The organism is Fructilactobacillus sp. X2R6C1 (assembly GCF_059901295.1).
On the sequence record NZ_JBWXUZ010000004.1, the window covers coordinates 176723 to 190148 of the forward strand.

Annotated in this window: 10 protein-coding genes and 1 tRNA gene; 5 read left to right on the forward strand and 6 right to left on the reverse strand. The window is 39.6% G+C overall.

The window, feature by feature from the left end:
• Nucleotides 1-60: 60 nt before the first annotated feature.
• Nucleotides 61-1065, reverse strand: coding sequence for a type I glyceraldehyde-3-phosphate dehydrogenase (gene gap, locus AC6UDF_RS05875; protein ID WP_500694295.1), 1005 nt, complete (start codon nt 1063-1065; stop codon nt 61-63).
• 236 nt (nt 1066-1301) lie between these two features.
• Here gap and AC6UDF_RS05880 point away from each other — a divergent pair.
• The 4 genes from AC6UDF_RS05880 (at nt 1302) to clpP (ending at nt 4936) form a co-directional block, all read left to right on the forward strand.
• Nucleotides 1302-1373: transfer RNA gene (locus AC6UDF_RS05880), tRNA-Arg, on the forward strand.
• 96 nt (nt 1374-1469) lie between these two features.
• Complete coding sequence (locus tag AC6UDF_RS05885) at nt 1470-2126, forward strand: helix-turn-helix domain-containing protein (RefSeq protein WP_500694294.1); 657 nt, start codon at nt 1470-1472, stop codon at nt 2124-2126.
• A 201-nt stretch (nt 2127-2327) separates the two neighbouring features.
• Complete coding sequence (gene asnB, locus AC6UDF_RS05890; protein ID WP_500706795.1) at nt 2328-4244, forward strand: asparagine synthase (glutamine-hydrolyzing); 1917 nt, start codon at nt 2328-2330, stop codon at nt 4242-4244.
• A gap of 98 nt (nt 4245-4342) precedes the next feature.
• Nucleotides 4343-4936: an ATP-dependent Clp endopeptidase proteolytic subunit ClpP gene (clpP, locus tag AC6UDF_RS05895; protein WP_500694292.1), complete on the forward strand. Its 594-nt coding sequence runs from the start codon at nt 4343-4345 to the stop codon at nt 4934-4936.
• A 67-nt stretch (nt 4937-5003) separates the two neighbouring features.
• Here clpP and whiA read toward each other — a convergent pair whose 3' ends face one another.
• The 4 genes from whiA to AC6UDF_RS05915 form a co-directional block, all read right to left on the reverse strand.
• Nucleotides 5004-5939 (reverse strand): DNA-binding protein WhiA, encoded by a 936-nt coding sequence (whiA, locus tag AC6UDF_RS05900; protein ID WP_500694291.1) that lies wholly within the window; start codon nt 5937-5939, stop codon nt 5004-5006.
• 11 nt (nt 5940-5950) lie between these two features.
• Nucleotides 5951-6958, reverse strand: a complete 1008-nt coding sequence (gene mgfK, locus AC6UDF_RS05905) for a gluconeogenesis morphogenetic factor MgfK (RefSeq protein WP_500694290.1) — start codon at nt 6956-6958, stop codon at nt 5951-5953.
• Nucleotides 6959-7840: an RNase adapter RapZ gene (rapZ, locus tag AC6UDF_RS05910; protein ID WP_500694289.1), complete on the reverse strand. Its 882-nt coding sequence runs from the start codon at nt 7838-7840 to the stop codon at nt 6959-6961.
• Nucleotides 7841-7934: 94 nt separating this feature from the next.
• Nucleotides 7935-9278: a glutamate--cysteine ligase gene (locus AC6UDF_RS05915; RefSeq protein WP_500694288.1), complete on the reverse strand. Its 1344-nt coding sequence runs from the start codon at nt 9276-9278 to the stop codon at nt 7935-7937.
• A 240-nt stretch (nt 9279-9518) separates the two neighbouring features.
• Here AC6UDF_RS05915 and AC6UDF_RS05920 point away from each other — a divergent pair, with 240 nt between their 5' ends.
• Nucleotides 9519-10571 (forward strand): lactonase family protein, encoded by a 1053-nt coding sequence (locus AC6UDF_RS05920; protein ID WP_500694287.1) that lies wholly within the window; start codon nt 9519-9521, stop codon nt 10569-10571.
• A 323-nt stretch (nt 10572-10894) separates the two neighbouring features.
• Here the strand turns inward: AC6UDF_RS05920 and AC6UDF_RS05925 are convergent.
• A partial coding sequence (locus AC6UDF_RS05925) for a mucin-binding protein (protein WP_500724023.1) occupies nt 10895-13426 on the reverse strand: 2532 nt, incomplete at its 5' end.

Below are 13426 nucleotides of genomic sequence, written 5' to 3' on the forward strand. Positions count from 1 at the left end.
TATAAAGGAAAAGACGGAAGAGATTTCCCTCCTCCGCCTTTTCAAAGTTGCAATCTAAAATTATAGAGTAGCAAATTTCAACAAGGTACGAACCATGTTGCAAGTGAAGCCCCATTCGTTATCGTACCAAGCAACAGTTTTAACTAATTGAGTGTCACCACTTTGGGTGATTTCAGTTTGACCTGGATCAAATACTGATCCGTGTGAGTCATCGATAACGTCGGTTGAAACCATGTAGTCATCAGCGTAACCAAAGGCATCGTTTGCATGACTCTTCATAGCATCGTTAACTTCTTCAGCAGTAACGTTCTTGTCTAAGACAGCTACTAATTCAGTTAATGAACCATCAGCTACGGCAACACGTTGTGCGTGACCTTTAAGGACACCATCAAGTTCTGGAATAACCAAACCGATAGCTTTAGCAGCACCACTTGAGTGAGGTACAGTGTTAATAGCTGCGGCACGGTTGTTTTGTAACTTAGCGCTACGTGGACCATCTTGAAGTGCTTGTGAAGCAGTGTAAGCATGGACAGTAGTCATAGTACCTAACTTAACGCCAAAGTCTTTGTTCAACCAGTAAGCCATAGGTGCTAAACAACTAGTGGTACATGAACCAGCAGAAACGATCTTGTCTTCTGAAGTCAAATCATCCATGTTAACACCAGGAACAACAGTAGTCATTTGACCAGCAGGTGCTGAAATCAAGACACGCTTTGCACCAGCATCAAGGTGAGCTTGTGCTTTTTCTTTTGATGTGTAGAAACCGGTACATTCAAGTACGAAGTCAACACCATCATTTTTAACCCAAGGAATGTTCTTTGCGTCACGTTCTGCATAAACTGGGATACGAATACCATTAACGATAATTGCATCTTCAGTAGCTGAAACGTCACCGTCAAAGCGACCATGAACTGAGTCATATTTTAGTAGGTAAGCTAACATTGAAGGGGTAGTTAAATCATTAATTGCTACAACTTCGATATCACTTGAATTCAATTCAAGGATACGTCTGAATGCTAGACGACCAATTCTTCCGAAACCATTAAGACCAATTTTTGTAGTCATAATATGCTTCCTCCTTTTGGAATAATCAAATTTTAATACATTCACATCTTAACACTTTTGCCAAATCATGTCAGTGATTAAAAACACCAAATGACAAGCTACAAGCGATAAAATTGTGACAATGAATTCGAAATTCATTACCAGAAATAGTATAGCAAAAACAAACCCCATTTGTAATTAAAAACCATTATTATCTTGAGTTTTTTCCTCTAATCTACTATATTTAATATTGTGTTGCGCGTGTAGTGTAATGGATAGCACGTAAGATTCCGGTTCTTGAGATGACGGTTCGATTCCGTCCATGCGCATAAAGCAGTGAGAGAGTCTCGCTCACTGCTTTTAATTTCTTTCAATTGACCATTACCGTTATAATAGAGGTTAAGTCGAACTGTAGGAACTTATATATGAAATTAAACGCAAACCTTAAAAAGTATCGAAAACAAAATCAATTAACTCAAGCAGAAGTTGCCAATAAAATTAACGTTTCAAGAAAAACCATTTCAGCGTGGGAAAATGGTAGAAGTAAGCCTGATCAAAATGCGATAAGCAACCTTGCTACCCTTTATCAAGTTCCAGTCAGTAACCTGACCGGTAACAACCCTGAAAATAGCCACAAACCAAAATTAAGTTTTAGACAAAAGATGATCCGTATAAAACGGTATGGTTATATCTCAAAGTATGCTTACTTTTTTGAGCTGGTCTTACTCGTAATTGGGATAATATTATTTATTTTGCCCTTTAATTTACGTGACCTTTGGTTAATCCCTCTCTTCGTGATTGACATGTGCATCATTATTCTCTATGAGAAGAACTGGAAAACCATTATACAAGACAAACCTTTAATGAAAAAGGTCGAGATTTTATCTCCGATATTATGGGTAGTAATCTTTATAATTGGTTGTGTTATCAATCTTGATGCCATGCTTAGTCATGATTTAATGATGAAAGTCGGAACCATTATTGGTATAATTATGTTTTCATTTACATTAAGTATTGGCTTGATTCTTGGAATCTTGTTTCCGTTAAAGCGGATGACGGTTAAGCGTTCGTCTAAAAATTAATTAGACAGTTCCGGCTAACAAGGGCTGTTCCGTAAGCAATGTAACCCATAATGTAACCGTTAAATAGACAAATTTATTAATATTTTATTGAGACTAGCCATACATAGCTAGCCTTTTGTGTGCGAACAACTTAAGATAGTTAATGGAGTTTGGTTAGCAGAAATAATCAATTTAATAAGCAATTGAAAAGGAGAGGATACTATGTGTGGATTTACTGGTTATATTAACCAAAATAATATCCCGAAGGATACTATCAAAAGCATGGCTAAAAGAATTAAACACCGTGGACCAGATGATGATGGTTTCTTCCAAAATGATGAAATCTCAATGGGTTTTCGTCGTTTATCAATCATTGACTTAGCCAATGGTCATCAACCAATGTTTGGTGATAATGATACCGACGTTTTAACCTTTAATGGTGAGATTTATAATTATAAAGATTTACAAAAAGAATTAATTGCAGTAGGTCAAAAATTTGATACTGACTGTGATTCAGAAGTTTTAATTCGCGGATACGAAGCATGGGGTCCGAAAAAATTACTTTCAAAGCTTCGCGGAATGTTTGCATTTACAATCTACGATTCAAAGAAACACCAAGTCTTCGGAGCTCGAGACCACTTTGGTATCAAACCACTCTATTACTATGATGATGGAACAAACTTCATGTGGGGATCCGAAATCAAAGCCTTTTTGGCAAACCCTAATTTTAAAAAAGAACTGAATACCAAATTATTACCAGTTCACTTAAGTTTCGAATTCATCCCATCATCAGAAACAATGTTTAAAAACGTTTATAAGGTGATGCCAGGACAGTATTTCATCTATAAAGATGGTAAAACTACCACTGACACATACTACAAGTACAACTACGATCACATTGATAATTCGCAAACCATTGATGGGGACGCTAAAAAGATCGAAGGATTAGTTGATGACAGTGTTAAGGCACACATGGCGTCTGACGTTCCTTTGGGTAGTTTTCTATCAAGTGGTGTCGATTCCAGCTATGTGCTAAATGAAGCCGCTAAGATTAAACCCATGCAATCATTTTCACTTGGGTTTAACGGTTCTAAGTACAGTGAATTAAAATGGTCAACTAAGTTTGCAAAAGAAATTGGACAAAAGAACACGGCCACCACAATTGATGGTGAGGACTACTTCGATTTCCTTCCTACTATGATGTACTACATGGACGAACCACTGTCTAATCCTTCTGCTCCACAACTTTACTACCTGTCACATAGTGCTAGAAAAGACCTAATTGTTTCATTATCAGGTGAAGGTGCTGATGAATTTTTTGGCGGATACAATACGTACCTTGAAGCTTTCACCTTTGAGAAGTACCAAAAGATGGTACCAAAGTTTGTTAGAACCGCTCTCGGTAAAATTGCCTCATCACTCCCACGTTTTCACGGTCGTCGTTTCTTAATCCGTGGTGCACAACCGTTGTATGAACGATACTATCGGGTTAACTACGTGTTTGACGAACACGATCGTGAGCGCGTCTTAAAAGATAAATCACTTAACTTTGATACTGGTCAATACACCAAACACATTTTTGATGAAGTGGCTGGTAAGGACGAAGTAACGCAGGAACAGTACTTTGACATTAACACCTGGTTACCTTTCGATATCCTGCAAAAGGCTGACCGGATGAGCATGGCTAACAGTCTTGAAGTTCGAACTCCACTAGTTGACAAAGACGTAGCAGAATTCGCCAAAACGATGCCAACTAAGACCCGAATTTCATTTGATAAAGACGGCAATCCAATCACTAAAGTGGCCTTTCGAAAAGCGGCTTCCTCGCAAGTACCAAAGGTTGTTGCCGACAAAGAAAAACTAGGTTTCCCATCCCCAATCGCACAATGGATCAAAGAACCCAAATACCATGATAAAATCAAAACAGCATTTCATTCCGATATTGCCCAAAAGTTCTTTAATGTGGACGAATTAGACCGCATCCTGAAAGAACACATGGAAGGTAAATCCAGCATGCAAAAAATCTTTACCATCTACACTTTCATTCTTTGGTATGGTGTTTACTTCCCAGAAGACACTAAGATGAACTACAATAAAGAAGTTGATTTACACAAATACTCACGTGAATCAATCGCATAATTATCATCAAGCAAAGTTTTTGACCTTTGTTGACCTTTAATGTAGAATGACTTTTATAACTTGATATAATTTGAAATTATCAAAGGAGGAGTATGGATATGAATTTAGTTCCAACTGTCATCGAAAACTCACCACAAGGTGAACGTGCATATGACATTTACTCACGTCTTCTAAAAGACCGAATCATTATGTTATCCGGTGAAATCCAGGATGATATGGCTAACGCAATTATTGCTCAACTATTGTTCTTGGATGCTCAAGACTCTGACAAAGATATCTACTTGTACATCAACTCACCAGGTGGTGTTATCACTTCTGGAATGGCAATCTACGATACGATGAACTTCATCCACGCCGATGTTCAAACCATCGTAATGGGGATGGCAGCATCAATGGCCAGTGTCTTGGCTTCATCTGGTGCCAAAGGAAAGCGCTTTGCATTGCCACATGCTCAAATCATGATTCACCAACCATCTGGTGGTGCTCAAGGTCAACAAACTGAAATTGAAATCGCCGCAAAAGAAATTTTGCGTGCTCGTAAGATGATTAATGAATTACTTGCCGAAAATTCCGGTCAACCCCTTGAAAGAGTTAACCGTGATACTGAACGAGACAATTATCTTACCGCTGACGAAGCAGTCGATTACGGTTTGATTGATGGTATCATGAAAAACAGTTCTGACAAAAAATAATTAGTTTCTGTTTATAACAAAAGCAGCAATTAGAATAATTCTAATTGCTGCTTTTTTGTTCGTTTCATTAGGCATTATCGGAACGTAATTGAGTTGCAAACTCATTAATCTTGCGTAACCGATGATTCACGCCGGACTTAGAAATCGGTCCTCCTGGAACCAAATCACCTAACTCCTTTAAACTCACTTCTTGATGCTTCATGCGAACCTCGGCAACGTCTCGAAGCTTTGGTGGCAACTTTTTAAGCCCCACGGTTTCTTTTATAAACTGAATGTTTTCAATTTGCCTAGTTGATGCATTGGCTACCTTGTTCATATTGGCATTTTCACAGTTTACAAGTCGGTTAACGGAATTCCGCATGTCTCTAACAATTCGAATGTCCTCGAATTTTAACATAGAATTAGTAGCCCCAATTAGTTGCAGAAAATCCGCAATCTTTTCAGCTTCTTTCAGGTACGCAATACACCCGCTTCGTCTCGTGGTAGTTTTAGCGCCCAAATGATAACGATTCATCATCTCCGCAATCATTTCGTTATGATTCTCATACGTTGAATAAATTTCAAGGTGATACCGAGATGTTTCTGGATTATTAACGGATCCCCCCGCTAGGAATGCACCACGTAAGTAAGAACGAACCTGCCCATCATCTTTAAGTAACTCTAATGGCACCCGTTCAATAATCTTGTTTCCATCCAAAATGCCCAAATCATCCAAGATTGCTCTTACATGATGATTCAAACGCACCACGTATAGATTGTTCTTTTTTAGTTTCATCTTTTTTCGAACCAGAACTTCTCCTTCAACGTGATAAAACTGAAGTAAAAGTTGATACAGTCGTCTAGCAATTGCTGGATTTTCGGACTGAACATCTAACACCAGGTGTTTTTCGGATATTTTAAGTGTTCCATTCATTCGAATCAATGCCATCAGTTCTGCTTTTGCGTTAGCTCGATGGACTTCTAGGTTAGTTAATTCTTTTTTGACGTCACTAGCATATGACATCTAATCATCCCCTAATGGCGAATTTTAGGTTGTCCTAATAAACGAATCAGTTCATCGGACACTAGTAATCCATTATGAAAAGCTCCGTGGTCTCTTAATTCAAGAAAATCAGAAGAGATTACCCGACAACCTTGTTTCTTTAAACCCTTAAAATCAGATTTCACTGGTTGAGCTTCATCACCCCAGCGTTGATGATCAATATAACTTGCTGGGACTTTTTTATTGTTAACCAAAACGGTATCGATAAAATTAGTTTTCAAATGACGATTTAAAACCTGGACATGATCAGCGTCAGTGAAATTATCGGTTTCACCCTTCTGAGTCATGATATTACAAATATAAACAACTTCCGCATCGGTCTCAGTAACCGCTTTGCCAACATTATCAACCATCAGGTTGGGTAAGATACTGGTAAACAAGCTTCCCGGTCCCAAAACAATTTGGTCAGCGTTCATGATCGCATTGATCACACTTGGAACTGCCTCTGGCTTCTTATTGCCATCAGTAGATTCAACCCACACTTTTTTAATCATTTTGTCAGAATTGGTAATTTCAGATTCTCCAGACATGGTCGTCCCGTCGGAAAACTCAGCGTGTAGTTCTAGACTTTCATCACACACCGGATACACATGCCCATCGACCTTCATAATGTCGGTCAATTTTTGGATGGCATCAAAAAAGCCGCCGCTCATTTCAGAAAGCGCCGCAATTACTAAATTGCCAATGGCATGCCCAGCAAGAAACTTGTCGGAAGATTCAAAGCGATACTGAAAGATATCCAAATCAATCTGAGGCAACGTCGAAAGTGCCACTATAACATTGCGAATATCTCCCGGTGGCAAAACATTAATGTAGTTTCTAAGGATCCCTGATGACCCCCCATCATCAGCCACCGTGACAACAGCGGTAATATCAACATCACGCTTTTTTAAACTTTTTAAAATTACAGGTAAACCGGTTCCTCCCCCAATTACAACCATTTTAGGACGTCCGATTCTTTTACCTACTTTATCAATCATTTATTTAACCCCTTTGTGACGGTTAATGTCCCTGTGAGTGACATTAACTGGATATCCAAGTTGATCCTTGATATCCTTAGCCAATCGTTCAACCATTGCAACCGAACGATGTTGACCGCCAGTACAACCGATTGCCATGGTGACAGTCGATTTTCCTTCTTTTTTAAATTTAGGTAACGTAAATTTAACGAGGTCAAAGACTTTTTCATAAAATTCATTAGCTTCATCTTGGTTCATAACGTAGTCATAAACATCTTGATCTTTTCCAGTCTTACTTCTTAACTTAACCACATAAAATGGATTCTTTAAAAAACGCACATCCAAAATAATGTCAGCATCGATTGGAAGCCCATATTTAAATCCAAATGACATTAATTCAACGTGAAATGGCTCTGAATGAGAGAGCTTAAACTTATGAATGATTTCCTCACGTAATTCCTGTGGGGTCAAATCACTTGTATTAATAACAAGATCAGCAGAGTCTTTGACCCTTTTCATTAATTTTCGTTCTTTTTCAATTCCATCAACTACCCGCCCTTTTCGTGCTAAGGGATGGGTTCTCCGGCTTTCTTTATATCGAGACACTAATTTTTCGTCAGAGGCATCGAGAAAAATCACCTGATCCTCAGTGTCTTTGTCGTTAGACATATTAACCAAGGTATCAACAATTTCGTGGTATGAGGCTGGAGCCCTTAAATCAATTACTAAAGCAACCTTCTTAATTTCACTAGAAGTGTGAACCAATTCCATGAACTTCGGAATTAAAGAAGGTGGGATATTATCAACGCAAAAGTATCCTAAATCTTCACATGTTTGCATGGCCAGTGTCTTACCTGCTCCACTCATGCCCGTGATAATCACAAATTGTTCGTTATCTGCCATTTTGATACCTCCAAACTCTTATAAGTATAACATACCGGGTGTGTCATTTATATAGTCTCGGGATGATTCAAAAAAGAGAGTTAACGAATACTCATTAAACTCCCTTTTGTTTCTCAATGTATTGATTAACTGTATCTGGTTGAACCCCAGGAAAAGCATCCTCAAGGCTCTGATTTTCATACTCTTTTTTTAGTTGCCCACCGCGCTGAATTCCAAAATTCATTAATGAGCGATTCTCAGCATATTTCATTAGTTTTGCGGATGGTGTCAAGTTTGGATTATCAACCTTATTTCTAGCGGCCTCATTAGCTTGAACTAGCTCTGGTTTTAAATCATTAGGAGCATGTTCAATTAATTCATCAAGCTGATCCAAGACCCGATAAGTCTTACTCTGTAAAGATGGTGGTAACGGAGCAGTTGGATGTTGTAAAGCGACCCGATTATTTTGATCTTTTGCTTCATTTAAACTTTCGTCAGTCCATTTCTGAGGATTAACGATCCCGTCAACTATTATAAGATGGATGAAATTTAAAGTTTTTAAATTAATTTCTAAAAAGTCAAATGGATCAAGATCAAGGGTCCGAAGTTCAAGATAGTCGAATCCCTCTTCCTTAACAGAATTAATCCCATCTTTAGCCTTTAAACGCACCGGACCATAAAACTCGCTCTCGGAAAATAATTTGTGGGAATTAACCTCATGCTGCAAATTGTTTACGTATTGACTCAAACTAGCGTAAGAAACATGGATATTATCCAAGTTTTCGTATCCGTATTGACTGGAACGTAAAGAACGGACTGGGACAATCTTTTTTTCAGCACCGAATAAGTGATCTTCTGGATTTTCTGATAGCGGGCTGGCCCCAAAAAGGTACGTTAAAAGCCAACGATATCCTACCAATTGTTGAGCAATTTGAAACAACAGCTCTGACTGTGCCCCTTTCTGACTATCAATAGAATAATTTCGTTGAAAAATCTCAATAATTTGAGCACTGGGTGAATAGTTAAAATGAATGCCACACATGATTTGACGAAAAATTCCGTAGCGTCTCACGAGCCATTTGCGATAATCATCCATCCAAAAACGCTTAAACGTCTTTCTTACAAAATTAACATCATCTTCATCAAGTTTGGGTGGCATCGACATCGGCCAAATAATCTCACTTGGTTCTAGTGTTCCATGAAGAATAGACTGAAGTGATCGCATTTGTAGGAGCACTCCTTTGGTGGTCGTGTGTTTATCCGTAACCAATTCTTCCATACACTCGGCAAAGTCAGTCTGAAAGTGGGTTTTCCCTCGTCGATCACCTAGTTTACGTCTGTGAGCGTAGCGAGAGAGACTGTCACGATTCAGATCAACCCGTTCCTCCTCGATCTCGATGCCAAACGAACCAGCAAAAAGTTCGTTTGGTGAGTTAACAAATTTTGCCTTGCTTCCCATTTTCATCCCTCCAAGCCTGTTGATAATTTCACGAGTAATTGATAGGTGAAATTTCCAATAGTTTACACCGCTCACGTGACACGTCAATAGGATTTACTAAACTAATTTCATTTCCGTCACGATTACTACTTTTGCCATCCATAAAATTTGAAACTTGAATAAATAAAAATACATTTCGACTGCAAAAGGATCACTTTTGTGGCAAAATGAAACTGTATATATTAGGAGGGAATTGAGATCATGATTGAAAAATATTTAATTGGAACTTACACCATTAATGCTAGCCAGGGGATCTACCAAATCGAGTTAGATACCGACAAAAAAAGATTACAAAATACTCAATTAGTAGCCGAGATTGGGAGTCCTACATATCTTGCCGAGTCAAAAGCCCACAAGATCTACGCCGTTGATCGTAATATGGACGAACCAGAACTCCGTGGTGGAGTAGCAACTTTCGATGGTAAAACCATCCCAGCTAAAGAAATGCAGGAATGCATCGAAAAAGGTACTTCAGCCGCCTTTGTTTCCATTGACGAAAGACGCCAATTTGTCTTTACCGCCAACTACCACATGGGACACGCCAGCGTTTACAAAATCCAAGAAGATGGCACTTTAAAGCTTACCGATCGTGCCCAAGATAATGGAATTCCTGGGCCACTTCCTGAGCAGGCCGACGGACCACACCCTCATTATGCCAATCTAACTCCTGATAATCGACTGGTAGTGTGTGACCTTGGTCTTGACCGCGTCTACCTCTATGATGTTTCTGATCAAGGTAAATTAAACTTAGTCAGCGAAGTCAACGCTCACCCTGGCTTTGGACCACGAAACATTACTTTTGTTCCAGGAACTGGCAAGGGTTACCTTGTTGGTGAACTAAGCAGTAAAGTTGCTGTGATTGACTACAACGAAGAGGCTGGATTATTCACGATTCAACAAATTGTTTCAACCATTCCTGACGATTGGGAAAGTCACAACGGTGCTGCTGGAATCAAAGTTTCAAAGGACAACCGCTTTGTCTATGTCTCAAACCGTGGTAACGATTCAATTGCGGTCTTTAAGATTAAACCAAATGGTGATTTAAAACGAATTCAATTGATTTCAAGTGAAGGTGAATTCCCTCGCGACTTTAACTTTAGTGCCGATGAATCAATGTTTATCGTTGCTAACCAAAACAGTGACAATGCTACTCTTTACTCACGAGACGCCGATACCGGAAAATTAACTTTGATTCAAAAAGATTTCGAAGTTCCTGAAGGTACCTGTGTGGTTCGACGTGAAAACGTTGACTAATAATTTGTCATTAAAAAACATTTTATTAATTTATGAAGTGCTCTGTAATTTTTAGACATTAATAGGCTCCAAAATGGTTAGGTAAAAACTAACTGATTTGGAGCTTTTTATTATGACTAAATATTCTTTTAACATTAAAGCAAACATTTCAGAAATATGGTAAATGGTTTAATACCAAACACATTTCCGGTAAGAAAAAAAGACTCACACAGATTAAATATCGGTATGAGTCCTTGAAAGTATGAATTTATAAAAAGGCTAACACCCAAAATGGATGTTAGCCTTTAAACTTATTAATCTCGCTTAATCTTTAAATCACAAACTTACTTGGTTTCTTTTCGGTCTTTAAACCATTTCTCTAAGCCAAAGAAACTGAGAAGTGACAGAAGCATGGTTCCGATCAGGCTTAAGAAGCTATCAGAACTTTGACCAGTTTGTGGTAACGTCGTCTTCTTTTCAGACTTTTTAGCTGGCTTAGCTGCTGGAACTTGCTTTGCTTTGGGTTTAGCTGGTTGAGCCGGTGCTTTAGCAGGAGTTTGTGGGGCCTGCTTAGCCTTCGGAGCTTCCGGTTGTGCTGACGGAACTTCCTTTGGTGCACTTGGCTTAGTTGGTTCCGGTTGTGCTGACGGTTTCTCTGGTTTGTTTGGAGCTACCGGAGTTGAAGGTTCAGCATTCTTCACATAATGAATTGGGGTATCTTTCCCTAAATCATTGTGATCGATCGGATATGGTGTGCCAGGGACCAACTTGTTCCCGTTCTTATCAACTGGAGTGTATCCAGGAATGTCAGGGATAAGTGGATTACCGGCATCACTTGGGTTGTTGGGATCATTTGGATAAACGATCGGGTTACTGCCCGGAACATCAGGAACTAAGTGACCTAAGGCGTAGTAGACAACGGTTACTTCAGAGTCGTTGGAATCAGCGTTAACGGTTGCTTGTCCAACTGAAGCAGTGTTGGTGTAGTAACCATTGATAACTGGCGAGTTAACCCCACTCAAGACGTCACTCTTAGTCGTCCATGCACTGTAAGTTACCTTACCAGTAACTTGATCAAACGTTGCCGTTCTAGTAAAGGTAGTTGATTGAACCACATCATCAGCTAACTTGTTACCATTCTTATCAACGTAGTGAATGGTTCTAGTAACGTTCTTAGTGAGATCAGTCTTACTAGTTCCGTCAGGATACTTTGGTCCAGTTGGGTTGTTTGGATCCACTGGTTGACCTGGAGTTCCTGGATTGTCTGGCGTAACTTCCTTAGTCTTGTGTTTGAGCACAACCGTAAAGGTTGGGCCATCAGTATTAAAGGTAAAGCCATCCGCAGGGTATCCGTCGGATACTAATTCATATCCTTGCGCTTCTAACTTAGCGATTTCATCTTTCGTACTGTAGTTAGCCTTGCTACCAAACTTACCGTTAACGGTATCACTAGTGATAAGGGCATTGCCTTTATCCTGATCAACATAGTTAATGTGAACGACTTCATCGTTAGCATTGTAGGTAACCGTGACACTTGAATCTGGCGTGTCAGCCGTGGCAGTTTGTGAACCAACACTTGCCTTATCTGGAGTGTATCCCGTAATGGTTGGGGAAACAATTGAACCGAAGACAGCGTTCGTTGACGTCCAGTTACTGTAAGTTACCTTACCCGTTACTTCATCAAAGGTGGCCGTTCTGTTGAACGTAACGGTTTCGATCCGATCCTCAGAAGCCTTACTACCGTCAGCATATACATAATGCACGGTTCTAGTAATGGTCTTGGTCAAGTCCGTCTTGCTAGTACCATCAGGATATTTTGGTCCCGTTGGGTTGTTTGGATCCACTGGTTGTCCTGGGTTTCCTGGATTATCTGGAGTAACTTCCTTGGTCTTGTGTTTTAGCACAACCTTGAAGGTTGGGTTATCAGTATTGAAGGTGTAACCATCACCTGGGAAGCCGTCAGATACTAATTCATATCCTTGGGCTTCTAGTTTAGCGATTTCATCTTTCGTACTGTAATCCGACTTAGAACCGAACTTCCCGTTCAAGCCATCAGTATGAATAACCTTGTTACCATTGTCTTGATCGATGTACTCAACTTGAGCCTTTTCATCGTTGGCATTGTAGGTAACGGTAACACTTCCGTCCGGTGTGTCAGCAGTGGCAGTTTCAGAACCAACACTTGCCTTATCTGGAGTGTATCCCGTGATAGCTGGAGAATCAACTTGTCCAAAGACGGAGTTCGTTGAAGTCCAATCACTGTAAGTTAACTTGCCCGTTACTTCGTCAAAGGTTGCCGTTCTTGTGAACGTAACCGTTTCAACTTGATCATCAGCGGCCTTACTACCATCGGCATAAACGTAGTGGATGGTTCTCGTAATTGACTTGGTTAAATTATCTTTACTAGTTCCATCAGGATATTTTGGTCCAGTTGGGTTATTTGGATCAATTGGTTCACCTGGGTTTCCTGGATTGTCAGGGGTAACCGTCTTCATCTTGTGTTTCAAGACAACCTTGAAGGTTGGGTTGTCGGTATTAAATTCGTACCCATTTGGATAACCATCAGTGACTAACTCGTAACCCTGACTTTCTAAATCAGCAATTTCAGCTTTAGTAGAGTAATCCGACTTAGAACCAAACTTACCGTTTAAGCTATCAGTTTTAATAACTCGGTTGCCGTCGTCTTGGTCAATGTATTGAACACGAGCCTGTTCTTCATTGGCATTGTAGGTAACGGTTACAGATCCGTCTGGCGTGTCGGCTGTGGCAGTTTCGGAACCAACACTTGCTTTATCTGGAGTGTAGCCCGTAATGGCTGGTGAATCAATTGAGCTAAAGACCGCATTCTTAGTAGTCCAGTCGCCGTAGCTGATAAT